The sequence below is a fragment of the Bradyrhizobium sp. USDA 4504 genome (assembly GCF_054063995.1).
This window is the reverse complement of the sequence record NZ_JBSSGV010000001.1, coordinates 344,729-362,576: the sequence shown is the minus strand read 5'-3', so window position 1 is coordinate 362,576 and position 17,848 is coordinate 344,729. Positions and strand designations below refer to the sequence as shown.

General features: G+C 59.1%; 11 protein-coding genes and 3 pseudogenes. 4 read left to right on the top strand and 10 right to left on the bottom strand.

The window, feature by feature from the left end; translation table 11 throughout:
* Window positions 1-185 precede the first annotated feature (185 nt).
* Window positions 186-1,364 carry an MFS transporter gene (locus ACVMB1_RS01540; protein WP_456848149.1) on the top strand — a complete coding sequence of 393 codons (1,179 nt, stop codon included), beginning with the start codon at window positions 186-188 and terminating at the stop codon, window positions 1,362-1,364.
* Window positions 1,365-1,380: 16 nt separating this feature from the next.
* Window positions 1,381-1,746 carry a DUF3088 domain-containing protein gene (locus ACVMB1_RS01535; RefSeq protein ID WP_316398909.1) on the top strand — a complete coding sequence of 122 codons (366 nt, stop codon included), beginning with the start codon at window positions 1,381-1,383 and terminating at the stop codon, window positions 1,744-1,746.
* Between the two features lie 14 nt (window positions 1,747-1,760).
* On the opposite strand, the gene ACVMB1_RS01530 is transcribed toward ACVMB1_RS01535, so the two are convergent.
* The 4 genes from ACVMB1_RS01530 to ACVMB1_RS01515 all read right to left on the bottom strand — a co-directional run bounded on the left by ACVMB1_RS01530 (window position 1,761) and on the right by ACVMB1_RS01515 (window position 7,820).
* Window positions 1,761-2,732, bottom strand: coding sequence for a LysR family transcriptional regulator (locus tag ACVMB1_RS01530; RefSeq protein ID WP_456848147.1), 972 nt, complete (start codon window positions 2,730-2,732; stop codon window positions 1,761-1,763).
* 448 nt (window positions 2,733-3,180) lie between these two features.
* Entirely contained in the window at window positions 3,181-5,346 is a 2,166-nt protein-coding gene (locus ACVMB1_RS01525; RefSeq protein ID WP_456848145.1) for a prolyl oligopeptidase family serine peptidase, read from the bottom strand.
* Between the two features lie 318 nt (window positions 5,347-5,664).
* Window positions 5,665-5,889: a hypothetical protein gene (locus ACVMB1_RS01520; RefSeq protein WP_456848143.1), complete on the bottom strand. Its 225-nt coding sequence runs from the start codon at window positions 5,887-5,889 to the stop codon at window positions 5,665-5,667.
* A 65-nt stretch (window positions 5,890-5,954) separates the two neighbouring features.
* Window positions 5,955-7,820: an alpha,alpha-trehalose-phosphate synthase (UDP-forming) gene (locus tag ACVMB1_RS01515; RefSeq protein WP_456848141.1), complete on the bottom strand. Its 1,866-nt coding sequence runs from the start codon at window positions 7,818-7,820 to the stop codon at window positions 5,955-5,957.
* 662 nt (window positions 7,821-8,482) lie between these two features.
* Between ACVMB1_RS01515 and ACVMB1_RS01510 the strand changes: the two genes are divergently transcribed.
* Both ACVMB1_RS01510 and ACVMB1_RS01505 read left to right on the top strand, forming a co-directional pair.
* Complete coding sequence (locus tag ACVMB1_RS01510; protein ID WP_456848139.1) at window positions 8,483-8,737, top strand: hypothetical protein; 255 nt, start codon at window positions 8,483-8,485, stop codon at window positions 8,735-8,737.
* A gap of 543 nt (window positions 8,738-9,280) precedes the next feature.
* On the top strand, window positions 9,281-10,471 hold the full coding sequence (locus tag ACVMB1_RS01505; RefSeq protein ID WP_456848137.1) for an aminotransferase class I/II-fold pyridoxal phosphate-dependent enzyme: 1,191 nt from the start codon (window positions 9,281-9,283) through the stop codon (window positions 10,469-10,471).
* A gap of 1,311 nt (window positions 10,472-11,782) precedes the next feature.
* Here the strand turns inward: ACVMB1_RS01505 and ACVMB1_RS01500 are convergent.
* The 6 genes and pseudogenes from ACVMB1_RS01500 to ACVMB1_RS01475 all read right to left on the bottom strand — a co-directional run.
* The gene (locus ACVMB1_RS01500; RefSeq protein WP_456848135.1) at window positions 11,783-11,977 is read right to left on the bottom strand and encodes a hypothetical protein; all 195 of its coding nucleotides are present in this window, start codon (window positions 11,975-11,977) and stop codon (window positions 11,783-11,785) included.
* Between the two features lie 193 nt (window positions 11,978-12,170).
* Window positions 12,171-13,854: pseudogene (locus tag ACVMB1_RS01495) on the bottom strand (thiamine pyrophosphate-binding protein).
* A 1,045-nt stretch (window positions 13,855-14,899) separates the two neighbouring features.
* Window positions 14,900-15,496 (bottom strand): acyl-CoA dehydrogenase family protein, encoded by a 597-nt coding sequence (locus ACVMB1_RS01490; protein WP_456848133.1) that lies wholly within the window; start codon window positions 15,494-15,496, stop codon window positions 14,900-14,902.
* 9 nt (window positions 15,497-15,505) lie between these two features.
* Window positions 15,506-16,036: pseudogene (locus ACVMB1_RS01485) on the bottom strand (acetate--CoA ligase family protein); the annotation flags it as partial.
* 472 nt (window positions 16,037-16,508) lie between these two features.
* The gene (locus ACVMB1_RS01480; RefSeq protein WP_456848131.1) at window positions 16,509-17,195 is read right to left on the bottom strand and encodes a hypothetical protein; all 687 of its coding nucleotides are present in this window, start codon (window positions 17,193-17,195) and stop codon (window positions 16,509-16,511) included.
* Between the two features lie 43 nt (window positions 17,196-17,238).
* Window positions 17,239-17,466, bottom strand: a pseudogene (locus tag ACVMB1_RS01475) (CoA-binding protein); the annotation flags it as partial.
* Window positions 17,467-17,848 lie beyond the last annotated feature (382 nt).

Sequence of the window (17,848 nt, the reverse complement as noted above, 5' to 3'; positions counted from 1 at the left end):
CGAACTCCGCGAGGAGGTTGATAGGTGGGTGAGATGTCTTTTGCCAAGCCGCCCTATTGCGAGAGGGTTCGTCGTCCCCTTGTGGTCTCATCGCACCGATGTCGCCGAACTAGACCAATGCCATTCATCTTTGGCTTTGCGTCAAGGGATATCCACTCGACGATGCTCGATGAGCTGGGTCAACGATGAGTGGGGCGAGCACACGGCAGTTCGTCTATCTCTCGCATTTGATCATCCAGATTGGCGGCTGGGCGTTCCGAATCGGCATCCTGATCGGCCTTCTGCAATCCGGCATGAGCGCTGCGGGTATAGGCATTGCGGTCACTTTTGCGCCTATCATGCTCGGAAGCCTCTTCCTGTCGCCGCTGGTCGACAGAGGCGATCCGATCTCAGCCATGATGATCGTCAATGCGGTTCGCGTATGCGCGCTGCTCGCCATCTTCGGCACCGGCGAAGCCGATTCATTTCTGAGCTATGCAGCAATGGCCGTCCTCAGCCTGGTTCAGCCCGTCTACTTATCTGCAGAAGTTTCCTTCTTCCGTCGTATTACGTCGGAAGACGGCATGATCTCGGTGCTGCGCAATATCGCCAATATCGACTGGCTCACCTATCTCTTGGGAATGTTTGCAGGTGCCATGCTCTCCGATCAATTGCACTTGCCCGGCGTTTTGGTCTTCAACATATCGGCGATCATCTTCTCCTTTATCGTGCTCCTTGGCATCAAGCAGCAGTTCAGAAGGACACCGGCAGTCCTTGAGGCGCGGCCTTCGGGTACCATCCTGGACTTGGCACCACTTTATCCCGCATTCCTTGCTGTCATTCTGCTCAATCTCGGCGCCGGCATCATCAATGTCTATCCCGCGATACGTGCCACAGCTGACGGGGTCCTCGATAAGAGCGTGCTACTGACGATCGTGATGAGCAACGGCGTTTTTGCGTTGCTGGGCGCGCTCGCCGTCAAGCCGATCTTCGAGCTGTTGGGGGCCTTGCCAACCATCGCTGGGGCCGCAGTGCTGCTTGCGGCATCCCTTGCAATGATGTCACTCGATGCGGGTCTGCCTATGACAATCGTTTCCAGCAGCGCGATGCTTGGGTTTGGCCAAATATTTGCGGCTGCTGCTCACGCGCACATGGTGTCTTCAGTGGCTCCCGACCGAGCCGGTCGCCTTTCAGGGCTATTTCAGTGTTGCACCTATAGCGGCGTTGCGGGAAATGGTATTGCTTTGTCGGTTTTGGGTGATCGGCTTGCTTTGGGCATGGTTATCCTCCTATGCGCGGGGAGCGCATTTTTAGCATTTGCGGTTGCGACCTTCGCCGTGGTCAGATCGAGGGACTCTGAAACTTCATGTCCTGGCGATCGCTAGATCAGGGGTCCACATCATGCCATGGGATCAGCTGTTCCTTTTAGAGCGCCCGTTTTCAGATCCGACCCTGCCAGGACAGCAATTCTATTGCTGGCACTGCTTGCTGCTGGAGGGGTTGCTGTCCGCATTTCCAGGCTGCGCTGCGAGGCTCGACGTTCGTCGGATTTCCTGGGCGAGGCCACGAGCCGCGCTCATCGAGAGGCTTGGGCAGGATCATCAGTCCGCGCCAGTTCTGATTTTAGAGCAGGGAAGCTCTTTAGAAGAGAATGCGAAGGTCGCGAACGGCCGCGCCTATGTCGACGAACCATTTGCAATCCTTCATCTTCTGGCCGCGCGCCACGGATTTCCGGCGCCCTACCCTGGAACCGTCCGCACCTTGTAGGCCCATGATGGCCGTCAACGACTTGATGCCAGTACGGGCCTATCCGGTCGCTTCGAGTGAGCGGCTTGCTCGATCTGCCGAGTTGGGACTTCGAAGGGCGATGGCTGATCGTCCCGGCTCATTATTTCTGACAGCGCCCAGCGCTCAAACTGTTTGACAGCCGCGTTATTTCGCGCGTGCCCATTGACGAACATATAGATTGAGCGATTGACCGGCACGAAGCCAAATGGGGCGACAAGCTCTCCTTTCTCAAGGTTGCTTCTGACCAGGATTTGCGAGGATATCGCGGCTCCCAGCCCACTTTTTGCCGCCTCCATAGCCAAGGAAAATGAATCGAACACGACCTTGCGAGATCCCTGCAAGCATATTGCAGCTGCGCTGGCCCATTCGCTCCAGGCGTCCAGCCTGTCGGCCTCGTGCAACAGAGAGATAGAGCGAATATCTTTCGGATTCTTGATCCCCTCGAGCGTGGCAGGCGCGCAGACTGGGCCAATCATCTCATTTGAAGCGTGCACCTCGCGGATAGGAAGCGGCCACTTCAGCCGGCCGCTGAGAAACAACACATCCAACGCGCCAACAGCGAGCACGTCAAGATCGACTTCGGTTTCAAAGAGAAGGTCAACGTCCTGATAGAGTTGGAGGAACCGACCGATACGGGGCAACAGGCCGTGCGACAAAAACGTGGTTGAGCTCCCGATCACCACGGAATGTCCTGCATGGCGCCTTCGTAGCTCGTAGCATCCTTTCTCGAGCACGGTGAACGCGCTCGCACAGCTGCGCTTGAGCTGTTCGCCGTCGGATGTCAGCCGCACGCCCGAACTATGGCGAACGAATAGTCTCCTGCCGAACCAATCCTCAAGAAGGCGCATCTGATAGCTTACCGCGCCGGTCGTCATGTTGAGCCGCTCGGCCGCCCTTGAGAAGCTTGGAAACTCGCTGACCGCCTCAAACAGATGGAGGCTTTTCAGGATCGGTAACTTGCGCATCTTTCTTTCCTGCCTCTAGCTTCGATAGCCGTCGTGCAGCCTTGCTGTGTGCTCCGATTTCCTCGAGCACGCTAACCGCGATCACTGACTGCCGGGTCCGCGCACGAATGAGACCTCTTTCGAGATTGGCCCGTGCCGGAGAACTCAACGCCTCCCTCCCTGCCCGGTCGGATCTGCGTCCCTAGGCACAACTCGCTTCGATATCCAATCAGATACACCGTTCATTGCGGCACGATTTGTCCAGAAGCTGGAACGGAGCTTGAAGCTTGGAAATCGCAATTCATGAGCCAGTCTGCCTCAGCAATATTTCGACACTCGCCGGCGAGGCGCCTGGCCGGCCATATTGCACGACGAGCCGAAAGTTGAGGCAGATCGAAGACCCATGGCCGCGTGGGAACTGCTTCGGTTGCCCCTTAAGTCCGTAGCGTCTTGCTCGTCGATTGGCTGTTCAATGTATTGCGTCCCATTCCAGCTTGATGAATTCAGTCGGTTTCTCAGAACAAAGCCGCCTCGACGCATAGGTGTATTCAAGGGCCAGTCGACGCGCAACTTCGATGAAATTGGCCGCGGCGCTGTGCCCCCCATCGATGTTCTCGTAGTAGAAGTAGGGCTGGCCCAGCGCGGCGAGCTTTGCTGCGGCCTTGCGGCCGTGCGCGGGATGCACGCGATCGTCCTTGGTGGAGGTGAGAATCAAAGGAGCGGGATAGGTCTTGCCCGGTACCAGCTTCTGATAGGGTGAGTAGGGCTCGATCCACGCGCGCTGCTCGGGAAAAGCGGGATCGCCGTACTCGCCGATCCAGGAGGCGCCTGCGCCCAATTTGGTATATCGAAGCATGTCAAACAGCGGCACCTGGATGATCGCCGCGTTGAAGAGCTCGGGACGTTGGGTAATTGCGGCGCCGACGAGCAGCCCGCCCTGGCTGCCACCTATTACCCCGAGCCGCCACGGGCTTGTGATCTTGCGGCGGATCAGGTCCTCGGCAATGGCGATGAAATCATCCCACGTCGTCTGCTTCGTTGCCCCTTGGGCAGCTTGATGCCATTGCGGGCCAAACTCGCCGCCCCCACGCAGATTCGCAACGACATAGGCATTGCCCTGCTCGAGCCAGAGCCGTCCGACGGGTCCGAGATAGGAGGGCAGAAGCGAAGCCTGGAACCCGCCATAGCCATAAAGAAGTGTCGGAGTGGCGCCGTCAAACCTTGCGTTCTTCGGTCGCACCAGAGAATAGGGAATTGACGTGCCGTCACGCGAAGTCGCTTCGAACTGCTCTATGACATGGTTGGACGCATCAAAAGCGGTGGGGGTCGTCTTTAATTCCTCAAGCCTTTGAGTTTTGGCATCAAAATACCAGACCGACGTTGGCTTGAGATAGCTTGAGACGGCGAACATCGCCTGGTCCGCGTCATCGGAGGTGGCCGACACGCTGACATTTGTATGTTCCGGCAGCGGGATCGGCGTCGCAGACCAGGCTCCTTGATCGTACTTGTAAACGAACGCTCTGCTTTGAACGTTATCCAGGATCGTCAGGATCAAGAGGTTCTTTGTGAAGCTTAGCCCGCTCAGGGCCTGACGAGGCCTAGGCTTGAAGACAAGCCAGGCTTTGGCATTCAGCGGATCCTGTTTCCATTCGCTCAGGTCATACGAAATCAGCGAGCCGGCACTGAAGCTGACATCACCGGACGGCGTCCACGCCTCTTCAAGTTTCACAAGCAGGCGATTGCTCACGAGGCCTGCGATCTCTGCTTTCTTCGGCAGATTGAGCTTGACGGACCCATCGGGGCGGAAGAGCACGTACTCATGCTCGAAAAACCCGATCGCGCGGATGGCCCCGGTCGCATGGACATGACCTTCGCTGTCACGAAGTACGAAGGGTCCCGCCGAAACATCGGTGGGCGCACCCCGAAAGATCTCACGCGCCTCGCTGAGCGGCTGGGCGCGTTTGAGCTCTTTCACCACAAAGGGGTAGCCGGCCTGCGTCAACGAGCCCTCGCCCCAGTCCCGTGCAACAAGCAGGGTGTCACGATCGATCCAGCTGACGTACTGCTTGCCCTCTGGAAGATAAAAGCCGTCCGCAACGAAGGCCTTGGCCTCGCGGTCGAACTCGCGTATGGACGCGGCATCCTTGCCGCCGTCGGAAAGACTAATCAGGCAGAGCCGCTCTTCAGGCGGAAGGCAGTTGCCACCTTGAAAGACCCAATTCTTGTTCTCGGCGACAGCCAAGGCGTCCACGTCGAGGATGGTTTCCCACTGTGGATCCTGGCTACGATAGCTCTCCAGCGTGGTGCGCCGCCAGATGCCGCGCACCTGCTTCTCGTCCTTCCAAAAATTCTCCAACCCGCGCCGTCCGAGCGAGACGTATGGAATTCGATCCTTGGCTTGCAAGATGGTGAGCGTCTGCTCGTAGAAGCGTTGATAGCGATAATCTGATTGGAGCACGCCGAGTGTCTTCTCGTTCTCGGCGTGGGCCCAAGCCAATGCGTCTGCCCCTTCGATCTCCTCAAGCCAGAGGAATGGATCATCAGGCGGTGCCATAGGTGTTCGCTCCTGTGAAAGCGCGGCGGAGGTGAAGCAGGCAATCGAAAGCAGCGCTGCGGAGAGGACTAACGTGTTCATGGACTTGCTCCGGCTGAGGTCGAGGGCCACGCTGGCTCGGCACGTCAAGCAGGAGATATGGAAAGTACGCAACGCATGACATGGCTCGGCTCGCGCTACCGCCTCGTGGACCATCCATTGCAAGCTGCGTGCCGGCTCAAGAGCCGCAAGTTTCAGCCGCTCAGGGCTGTACGACCATGTCCGCTTGCCGACATTGGTCACCAAGCAGACAGCGCATTGTCGGCAGGCTCCTGAGCTGTCTGGCAGCAGCAGGATTATCGGATCTTCACCAGCCTGGAACGGAACACCGGGACGTTCCCACGCCCGCAATCGTAACGCTTACCTCCAAATATGAGGTACGTTCTTCCGGGCTGGTCGGCGGGCAGATTTGTCGACGGAGGTCATCGCGACAAAGAACAGCGCGTTGATCAGCAGCCAGATCGCGATAAAGCTAAGGGCGGTGTGCATGGCAATCTCCAATTGCTGACTGCGCATCGTCTGCCGAGACGTTCCGCTCATCTTGCGGGCGGCTGCGCGGCCCGCAAGAACCGTCTCAGCCGCCAAGTCTATATTGTGCCTCTGTCCTGCTACACAAGCCCGTCATCCGCCGTGCTGTTCCGCTCGCCCGGTCAACCCTCCGCCGCACCAGGCTCTTGTTCGGGACGACCACCAATCGGAGGTGTGTCGAGCGGCAGATCCCAGAGTCTGTCCTGGGTATGTATCAGTGAGGCCTCTAACGCCTCATAGGCCTTCTTCTCGTCTTCAAAGGCCGCCTCCTTCAACGCGGCATCCGCGGGGTCGATCTCGTTATACGTGGCGAGCGCCTCGGCATGCCTTCGGAACAGCGGCATTTGAGCCTCGTTGGTCCAGCCGAGTCCGAGACGGTGGAACTGATCAGCCGGAACGATGACCCGGCTTTTGTCGAGTTCTCGAACATTGTCCGCCGACCAGTCGTGAATGGTGAAAGATTCGATTTTATCCATCATCGACCGCCAGCGCGCTGCACGCTCCTCAAGCGGCATGTTGGCGGCCTTCGAAATAGCGGCTGCGATCTCTTCAGGGTGGTTCGGATCCACCAACAGCGCCTCGTTCTCGCTGAAATCTTCCGCCGCACCGGCAAACTTGGATAGCACCAGCACGCCGGGATCCCGCGGATCTTGTGCAGCAACATATTCCTTCGCCACCAGGTTCATGCCGTCGCGCAACGGTGTCACGACACCAATCTTGGCAGCCCGGTAAAGACGCGCGAGTGCAGCCTGGCTGAACGAGTCATTCGTGTAGTGGATTGGCCTCCACTCGTCCGTGCCATGCTCGTTATTGACGTGATTGATCGCGCTCTCCACGTCGTCTTTATATTTCTGATACTGCTCGACGTCGGCGCGTGAGGACGGCGCGATCTGCAACAGTGAGATGCTGTGCGGCTCGGTCGTCAGAAGCTGATTGAGGCCTTCGACCCGTTTGTCGATACCCTTGGTGTAATCGAGCCGATCGACGCCGATCGCGAACTTGGCGCCCTCGAAGTTTTGCAGGAGTGACGAGACTTTTTCTTGCTCCGCAGGAGAAAGATCTGCCGCTAGATACTCCGCGAACTGCTTGGGATCGATGCCGATTGGGAACTTTTGCAGTCGCGTCTGGCCGCGCTCCGTGGTCACGACGCCATCCTTGCTCTCGAGCCCGAAATGGGTTTTAAGGCCGGCCACGAAATTGTTCAGGTCCCGGTTTGTCTGGAAGCCGAGCAGATCGTATTTCAGCATCGACTTCATCAGTTCGCGATGATTGGGCACGCGCTCGATCATGTCGGGCGCCGGCCACGGCGTATGGAGGAAAAAGCCGGTTGGCCGCTCGATACCAAGGTCATGCAAGGCAGCCCCAAGCGGAAGCAAATGATAGTCATGAACCCAGAATGCGTCCCGATCTCGGACGTCGAAGGCCGCACGCGCAATAAAGTCGTTGATGTTTCGATAGCTTTCATAATCCTCGTCCGAGCCCGACATCTGGCCCGGCAGGGAGTGCAAAGCCGGCCACAGCGTCGAATTGGAAAAACCTCGATAGTAGCCAGGATAGTCCTTGGCCGGCAGCTCGAGCCTGGCCACCTCGCCTGCACCGGTCTTCACCAGTGGCAGGGGGTGCTCGGTCCCGTCGCCGCGGTTTTCAGAGGACCCAATCCAGAGCGCGCCGGAGCGCTGCACGACCGGCTCGAGCGCCGCGGCGAGCCCGCCGGTCTGAGGTTTGTTGGGGTCAAAGGGTGCAACGCGGTTCGAAATGACGACAAGCTTCAAATCAGGTTGCTGGTTGACCGCATCGCGCCGATCCACCTCGGCCGAGACAGCAACATCGGAAGGACCTGCATCGGCTTGTTCGTTCAGCTCCTGTGGTATCTCGTCAAGGTGCTGGTTAAAGGCCGGCTGGTCTATGGTTTCATCTAGCTGAGTGACCTGAGATGCACTGCCGGAACCCGAACTTGCCGCGTCGAGAGTGTTATGGATTCGAACCATTGTGTAACTCCGTTTGACGATGCTTCCGTTTGATGCAGTTCGCAGATCAGCCCCGAGATATCTCCACTTCGCCAGGTTGGCAGGCCCAGCTTTCGGCAAGCTGACCAGCCGCCAAGCAAAATAGCCACATCGGTACCGTCCAGGACTACGGCACAATCGTGGCGGATGAGGCACAGGGTTTTCGATGCCTCGCTTCTCCGAGCGACTCGATGGCATGCCATCCCATGGCGACTTCACGAAGCCCGTTGCCCACTCGACGCTCAACGGACTTGGATGCGCTCTTGCAAAAACATCGATCACATGACTGTGGCCAACAACCGCTCTTCACCCGCGGGATTTGGCAAGCGAAGGCGAGAGCCCCACGATGATAATGTCGCGGCCCGTCTCAAATCAAAGCTGGCCAACTGCGCACCTCGCCATCGGCTCTGACGACGTTCGCCTCTGCAGCTCTTTTCGTCCGCCGAACGCTTGACAGTCCAAGGGACCCAGACGCGGATAAACCGACTCCTTGCGCTCGTCTCAAGACAGCAAGGAGGAATACAAAGCTGGCGCAGTACCGGAAAAATAACCAAGATCGCGTGAACGTCCGGATCATCCAAGTTCCTCCGCATCCACGGTTAGAGACGACAACCTGAGTTCTAGTCGACTACCAATCCTCGTAGTTGATTGAACGACAGAGGCATGTCACCGTCATTGACGAACGCTGGCTGGTCAAACCGCCTAAGGAATTGGCATGGAAGATCAATCACAATCTGCTTTCACCAACGTTGCACGCCCGGGTTTACGCCAGCGGCGAACTCACCTTCCTCATGCAGACGCATGACGGTTTCTCCCGCCGCGCGATCGCTGAGTGCGGTGACGTGAAGGGCCTCTGGGCAACGGGTCTGTCGATTACGTGCTCTCTGGGTGCCGATTAGATAAAGAGTGGATCGTTGGCTCAAGCTAACCGCCCGTCTTTGTCGATGGTGATGGCGGCTTCACGAATTTCAACAAGGCTCGTATACTGGCATGCACACTCCATCACGCGGTGCAGCCGTTGTTGCGTTGGAGGACAGCTATTTTCCTTTGCGACGCTCGACGAGGCCGTCGAACGAACTGCTAAGATAAGACGAAATGGCCCGACCTGAAGTGCGGTTATCTGCCTGAGCTGCGATATGATGCCTTTCATCCACACGACGACAACGATCCCGTAGGACAGCTCACATGAAATTGCCGCTATCCGATCCAGCGCAGACGACGCACAGCACCTCACGTGGACAGTACAGTGAAGTGGCGCAGCAGCTCTTCCGCCAGTCTCCAAATTTTATGCCATCCTTCGGCACTCCCTCGCGACTTAGCGGCCATCCAATCACCGAAACAGTCAAAAGAACGATGAACAGCTTCAGTATGAGCAGGTCGTCCTCGTGTAGCGGCAAGCTGGCGCCGCAGCACTGACATGCCAAATTTGACGGAGGACCTACATGCTGGCGCAACGAACAACCTTGTTTAGATCCTCGGACACCGCCGCGGCCTGGACCGCAACCAAGGCGACTGCCTCAAGTTCCGATCAAATTATTGATTTGACTGCCGAAGAGATCCGAAGTGACATTGCGCCAATGGTGCGCGAGGGCACAATCATTGCGATCAATCGCAAGATCAACGGCGGCACCAAAACAGCCCACCCGACAGAGCTGCGACACGCGATCGCTCGCAAAATTTCCACGGAGACAGGTCAAACTTGGTCGGCGGACGAAGTGGCATTAACTGGCGGCTCCAAACAAGCTCTCTTTAACGTTGCAATGGTGCTTCTCAATCCCGGGGACGAGGTGCTCATCCCCGTCCCACATTGGACTGCTTTCCCCGCACACATCCGTCTGGCTGGCGGAGCCCCAATCTTCATCGAGACAAGGGATAACAACTACGTACCGACGCTTTCAGATCTAACTGCGGCAGTTACATCAAAGACTAAAGCGATCGTTGTCAACACCCCGAACAATCCAACGGGTACGATTTACAACCGGGAAGCTCTTGCTGATATTGCCGAGCTTGCTATCGAGCGGAATCTCTGGATTGTGTTCGACGAATGCTATGGGGCTTTCGCCCATGCCCCGCACATCCACCATCCAATCGTTTCGGTCACTCCTCCCGCACGCGTTCGCACCCTGATCGTTAATTCTTTTTCCAAATCGATGGCTCTGACCGCTTGGCGAATCGGCTATCTCGCTGGCCCAAAAGCAGTTATCAGCGCAGTGCAAGCGCTCCAACGCGATACGACCTACAATCCGAATGTCATTGCACAGCATGCATTGCTCCACCATTTGGATTCCGGTGATTATGCCTTCCAACAAAAACTTCAACGTCAGGTTCGTGAGGCGCGAACGCTTGGGCTCTCGATCCTGTCGACGCTGCAGTCAATCCCCCAACCTGCTGCCCAGGGCGGGTTTCACTTTTATCTCGATCTCAAGGGCTGGCTACGGCGCGCAAAGGGCCCTGGCCCCGCATTCAACGCTGAGGACGTCGCTAACATATTATTGATGGACGCTGGTGTCGCGACAGTTTCGGGCACCGTCTTTGGTGATCCAAATGGGATCAGACTTTCTTACGGCGTCGATCTTGGCTCGCTCGACAAGGGCTTGCGGCGTCTGTCCGCAAGTCTGAACACCTGGAACTGAATTATTGGTCCTTCGGCGCGCTTGGAATTGCAGAGGGTTAGCATTATGGCTGCCGGCGTCATCGTCCTTGCGACGACGTCGGTTCACGCCTGCGGCCGCTGATAGATCTGCGACCCAAGCCACTCGTCGAAGCCAACGGCACACCGACCCTGCACAACGCCCTCCGAACCTGGAGGCAGTTGGCGCTGACTAGATGACGATCATCGCAGGCTTCCGCAACGACGCCAGGTCAATGCGTGCGGCAGCCGCGTCGGCGGGCTTGAGATCAACTACATCGAACCTATAGTTTTCGATCGCACCGGCAGGCTATTCCCTGTGGCTGGGCGTGATACGCTCCCTTCTAGAGACCGCTGCCTCCTCGAGAGAGACGTTTTCTTCGAACAAGGTGCATTGCGCCGACCTGCTCGGCCACGTGATCGATGTGGCTGCAGTAGCTCCCCTTGATGATCCGATGGAAGGCTCTGCAGTTCTTGAAGCCATAATCCTGTCACGGAAGGTCCACGGCTTATCAAAGCTATGAATCTTCCACGATTTTCGACCCTGACTCTCAAGGTGCTAAGATCCTTCCAGGCCTTCACGATGTCATCGGGTCCGGAGCTGCTCAGCCTATTCGAGTGCTTCTTGCCTAATTGGGCGGGGGTTCGTAGCCTACAGTTCGCAGCGACGCGACGATCTCAGGTGGTGCGAAATCGCTAGCACCGACGATCTGCGCACCGCAGAGCGCTCCTTTTCATGTCCAATGCCCTCGGCCAATGTATGACCAAGTGCGCATGGTAAGCTTCGAGGTAGTATGCCTTGCTAAACAGCGGCCCCGTCCGCTTACGTCCGACATCTTCCAGATCCGGTTCCCGCCCATTGTGGGCCATAGCCGTTTCCTGAATGTTGTGACTGCCCGGACGCCAAAAAAGCCAGCGTGACGGGCCTGGACGGGAGCTACTTTTGGTGGGGCACTCATCGTATATGTAGAGAGGCGGCTGGCATGACGATCCGGATTGAACTTTTGCAGCCAGCGATCTGCTCTCAACGAGACCACATGCGAGGCTGGATCTATCAGGAAATCGACATCGAACCGTTCATTCGATGTGTCGATCTGCGCACTATATATCTTCGTTATTCAGATTGCCTGTCGCTTGCGGCTCTTGTTAGGCAAGCGGGACTGCACGAGGGAATATGGCAGCATACGATGACGTTTGGATTGAAAGCACGCAAATAGGACGCGCCACAGTTTAGAGATCTAATACATCCTAAGGCCGCGCCAAATCCTTCATGTTGTACACACGTTTGTTGACCGAAATTGCAGCTACACTAGGTTCAGTCCAGCACCAGCGAGACGATCGCGGGCAATGAAATCCGCAAGACCGTTTCGGCTTCAATCCGAATGAGCTTCAGCATGGTGGCAACGCCATAAGTGCGGGACGGCTTCGGCTTCCGACAAGCAAGTGACGTCTCCGATCTCAGAAAGGTTGCTTTCGATGCGTTGCCGGAGTTGAGCAAGATTGCCGGCATGTGTGCCCCTGCGTGTTGAGGGCGAGAGCTTCGGCAGGACAAGTGAATCGCGTGCCACCCGATCTTTCGGCAGTTTCTGTCCGACATTTCGAGCTCGGGCGGATGGGGAATGCGCTGACACCAGCCGACATCTACCGGCCTGCATGCCGGCCGATTGATCAGTCTGATTCGGTGGCCTTGCGGGCCAGCTATGCTATCGCTTTCCGCGTTTGCTGGGTACAAAATCCTTGCCGACCGACGCCGCGCGCGGATCGAGGAAGCAATGCAAAATCGCCGGCTTGCGCGAGGCGAGTGCTCGCTCGAAGGCGGGGGCAAAATCCTCGGTGCGCTCGATCCTCTCTCCATGGCCGCCGAAGGCCTTGGCATAGAGTGCGAAGTCAGGGTTCTTCAGCTGCGTTCCGAACACGCGGCCTGGATATTCGCGCTCCTGATGCATGCGAATAGTGCCATATTGGCCGTTGTCGATGACGACAACAATGAGCGCTGCTCCATATTGCGTGGCGGTCGCAAACTCCTGGCCGTTCATCAGGAAGCAGCCGTCGCCGGCAAAGGCGACGACAACGCGGTCGGGGTAGTGCCGCTTCGCCATCACGGCGGCAGGCACACCCGTAGCCCATCGAGCCCGAGGTCGGCGCAAGCTGGGCGGCGAATGCATGGAAACGATGGTGGCGATGCAGCCAGCCGGCATAATTGCCAGCGCCGTTGCAGACGATCGCATCCTTCGGCAGGCGGTCGCGCAACCAGGCGACTACCTGGCCATATTGGAAAGCGCCCGGCAGCTCGCGCGGCGTATCGGTCCATCGCAGGTAGTCCGCATGGGCCTTCGCCGGTTCACTCTTCCAGGCAGGCACAACATCCGGTCTGAGCGTGCCGACGGCTTGCGCAAAAGCGACAGGAGTCGCCTGAATCGCCAGCGCCGGCTGATAGATCTGGCCGAGCTCCTCGGCGCCGGGATGGACGTGAACCAGCTGCTGCGTGGGCGAGGGGATGTCAAGCAAGGTATAGGACGATGAGGGCATTTCCGTCAGCCGGCCGCCGATCAGAACGATCAGATCGGCGCCGGTAATGCGTGCCTTCAGGCGTGGATTAGGGCCGATGCCGAGATCGCCCGCGTAGTTCGGATGATCGGCGTCAAACAGCGAGGCACGGCGGAACGAGGTCGCGACCGGCAGATCGAAGCGCTCGGCAAATTGCGCGATGCTCTTACTGGCGGCTTCATCCCAGCTCGAGCCGCCGAGGACGACGATCGGCGCTTTCGCGCTCGCAAGCATCGCGCCGAGACGATCGATATCGGAGGGCGCAGGCCACGTGATTGCGGGCTCGACGCGTGGGCCATCACTGACGGCCGCCGTCTCAGTGAGCATGTTCTCGGGCAGCGCGACCACCACGGGACCGCGGCGGCCTTGCATGGCGACACGGAAGGCGCGCGCGACTAGCTCCGGAATGCGATCGGGGCGATCGATCTCGACAACCCATTTCGCCATGCTGCCGAACACGGCCTTGTAGTCGAGCTCCTGGAAGGTCTCGCGTTCGCGCATGCCGGTGTCGACCTGTCCGACGAACAGGATCATTGGCGTGGAGTCTTGCATGGCAATGTGCACGCCGTGGCTGGCGTTGGTAGCGCCCGGGCCGCGGGTCACGAAGCAGATGCCGGGCTTTCCGGTAAGCTTGCCATAGGCCTCCGCCATCATCGCCGCACCACCCTCGGCGCGGCAGATCACGACGTCGATCGGGCTGCCATGCATCGCATCGAGCGCAGCGAGATAGCTCTCGCCGGGCACGCAGGTCACCCGCTCCACGCCCTGTGCGATCAATTGATCGATCAGAATTTTCCCGCCGGTACGCAGATTTCTTTTGGCCCCGTTCGATTGGCTCATGGCAGCTCCTTGAAGGCATTGGCGACGCTTCCGATGGCTTCGCGCAGTATGTTTGTCGCCGTGGCGCAGAGGACCCTTTAGGCGCGGGCGAGATCGGCGCCATAATCGGCAGCGCTTTTTCTCGGCGATTGGTGTCTTCTTCGCCTTCACGATGCTCGGCAGCAAGGCATAGCGCGGCTCGTTAAGGTGCAAATTGGTGGTAACGATTGCCGCCCCTTGAGCTTGACGGTCTGCAGGACACCGCCGACCTCCCGCATGACCTTGAAGTCGGATCTTTCTCATACTGCTCGCGAAAGGACGGTATCAATAGCGAGCAAACAAGACGATATCTCAACATTCGCTCATATACACACAGAATAACCAGTGATGCAGCGAGATCAGAAGAGACCCTTCCTTAATGTCATTGCAGCAGATGCAGTTGGCGCAGCGCCGCGACAGCATTGCTGCTCTTGAATCTACCATTGGCCGTACCATTCTCGTGAAGGAACGTCTAGAACGAGAAACGCAAATGCTAGTACGATACGTACGGAAGCGAAGCGCTGCCGACGCAATCGATGTGATGCCCGTTTGATGTGCCGCTTAGATAGATGTCTGGATCGTGATCTTTAATCAATCGCGGCCCGAAAGGGCTTCCTCCCAGACTTGGCTGCTGGCTCGAAAGGCCGGCGGCCTTTCGTCCGGATAGCTCGAATTCAGAGTGCCCGCTTTAGTTGAGCGTTTGACCCCACAGTTTCAGACAGTGCACTTGCGCGGGCTTACTGCCGTCGCTTGAAGTAGTGGCATCCAGGGTTCAGGCTCATGCGAGCGTGCTTGACGTCGGATCGCATTCAGCGCCCGCCACCACGCCCTGATCGTGCAAGCGCCCGATGGCCGCACCATCCAGGCCCAGGACCTCGTGGAGCCTCGTCGGTATGAGTGCCCAGCAGCGCGGTCGGGGCGGTGGGCTCGCGCTCCAAGCCAAACGCGCGCACCGCCGTACGAGCGGCGATGTGCTGGCCGATACCGGGCGTGTCGATGCGCTCGAACACCGGGTTGCTCGCGGCATTCACACGGGAGTCGCTGGCCAGCAATTCACCCACGGGGCCATAGCGACCCCAGGTGGCCTTGTGCACATCAGCTCTCGTTCGGCCTGCTCGCGCGTCCGCGTAGCGAACCAGGGCTCAACCAGTTCGGCGATGGCATCGCGCGTCTCAAAGCGCTGTGCCTCGTCGGACATATCGAGGCCAGTGCGCTGTTCCAGCTCCCTCACACCTTCAGCGATACCGCGGGCGGGACACCAGCCCTTTCCACTGTCCGGCCGAGATCGCAGCAACCATGCTGGCCGTCGGGGGTGCCGCGTGGCGTCCAGGAGAATGCCCTGCGAGCCGATGCCAACCGTGGTGCCAATCAACGAGCGGAAGGCGGACGAGGTCTGGCACACCTCGATGGCGGCCAGCACCTCTTCTTGAGTGGCCTGGCCCAAGCCGCCACAGGCTTCGGGAATGGTTATGCCGCACAGGCCCAGATCCTTCATGCCCTGCACGATGTGCGACGGGATCTCATCGGTCTCGTCGACCTCGCGCTCGGCGGGCACCAACACCTCGCGCACGAAGCGGCGGATGCCGTCGAGCAAGGCTTCCAGCATCGCAGCGTCGCGGATCATGCCAAGACCTTACGGCGTCGGGCGCGACAGCGTCGCGGCCAGCGCCTTGATATCGACGGGCGGCTTGCCGCGCGCGCCCAGCAGGATCGGCGCACCCTGGATTGAACGAATCATCTCTTCGGCTATGTCCTCACCGAAAGGACAGCGGCGCAGCACGACGTCTTTCATCACCTCGACAAAGATGCCCCCACACCCCGAACATCGCGACAGGGCCGAACACTGGGTCACGCTGGATGCCAATGATACCTCAATGCCGCTGGCGAGTTGCGCAGCCACGCGCACGCCATCAATGCGTGCCTCGGGCGCCGCGCGCTTTGCGCGTTCGATAAGCGTCGCGAAGCCGTCGCGCACCGCACCCGCGCTGACCACGTTGAGGAGCACTCCGCCGATTTCGGACTTGTGCAGGATGTCGGGCGAGGGGATTTTGAGCACCACCGGGAAGCCCAAAGCCTCGGCGGCGGCCACTGCGTCGGCGGCCGTGGCACAGGCGCGCTCGGGCGCGACGGCGATGCCGGCTTCGGCCAGCACGCGCGTGGCATCGGCCTCGCTCGTATGCTGGCAGGCAAAGCCATCTGCGGCATGGCCGGAGGCGGCAGGCCAGGCCGGCGTGCGAAGGCCTCGCCGAACCGGCCCATGGCCTCGATGGCGGCAACGGCGCGCGCCGGGTCTTCGAACACCATGAAGCCGTCGGCCTCATACTGTTGCACTCGCTTCTTCGACACCAGGATGGAGAGCACGAACAAGCGGTCCGGGTACTTGTCGCGCACCGCCTTGAGCTGCACGCGCAGGCCTTCCGTGATAGATGGGGGCCTCCACCGTGTAGTAAAAAAACCGAGCACGGACTGGTAACCGCCCTCCTTGACTACTGCCTCGGTGAAGCGGTCTGCGATTGATAGGTCGTTCATGAATTGTGCAGTGCAGTCGACCGGATTGCGCGGCGCAGCGAAGGGAATCAGTTCCTTTAGATGCAGCTGAGCGGCCCCGCATCTCGGGCATAGGCAGGCCTGCCGCCTCAGCTGCGTCGGAAGCGATGACACCCGCGTCTCCGCTCATGGTGATCACGCCCAGCGAGTTGTTGATGGGATAGATACGTGGCGTGGCCGGGCGCGCCAAGTCTAGCATGTGCTCGGTGGAGCGTGCGCGCACTACGCCGAATTCGGCCGTCACCGCGTCGTTGTCGGCAATTGAAGCCGTGTGCGACCGCGCTGCCGATGGCGCTGCTGCAGACTTTCATCATCATCACGACCGGCTTGCGGGCCTGGCGCGCGGCCTCGAGCGCCAGCAGACGGTCGCCGTCGCGGATGCCTTCGGAATACATCGTGATGACGTCAGTGTCCGCATCTTCCACAAGCGCGTGGACCAGTTCAGCCAGGCTGATGTCGCACTCATTCCCAGTCATCACACATAACGACACGCCGATTCCGAACTCGCGCGCCAACCCCAGGATGTGGCTTCCGTAAGCGCCCGACTGGCTCGCGATCCCGACGCGCCTCGCACGCGGAAAGCCCATTTTCACAACCGACATAAAACTACCGTAAAAGCCGATTCTTGGATTGAGCACACCAAGGGAGTTCGGTCCCAATATCCGGACGCCACTGGACCGTGCCGCATCCAGCATCTGCTGCTGCAGCGACGCGCCCTCTTCGCCCGTTTCGGCAAACCGGCCGAGAACACGATAGTTGCGGCCGTCCCCGAGCACCCAGGTCTGCCACCACTTGCGAAGCCTGCTTCGCGGCCACGGCGACGATAGCAATATCAGGCGTTTCAGCCAGAGCGGCTACGCTGGAATAGGCCGGCAGGCCCTGAATCTGCGGGCGGCTCAGGTTCACAGGCAGCAGCCGGCCTTGGTAGCACTGCGAGCCCATATAGGCGACCGGCCCGCCTCCGATGCGCAGCGCATCGTCGGAGGTACCGATGACGGCGACGGAGCGGGGATGAAGCAGTTGGCCGAGTGCGTGGTTGTTGGTCATTTCTGATGGCGTCGGAGCGTTATACTTGGCGCCTTGGATTTTGATTACTTTGGCAGAGCGATCGATTTCAAACCGACCTGTTGCTGAACCGTCCTGACCCGCAGCAAAATGGTTGCAGCCCTGAGCCATGCCTCCGTCAAATCGGGGGGCCAGCCCCGATAGACCTCGGCGACGCTGAGTTTAGCGATCACGTCCCCGGACCCGCCGGCAGGCGCAATCGAGTCCATCCATATCGAAGTGTCAAAACCCGTCAGAGAAGCGTCGATCGTCGCGCTCGGAGCATTCTGGACATCCGATGAAAGCGGAGGAGATTGGCTTCGCAGGCAGCACCCGCCGAGCCCTGAGCGAGGCACAGTTGATAACCTTGTAGGAGCTTCAAGAT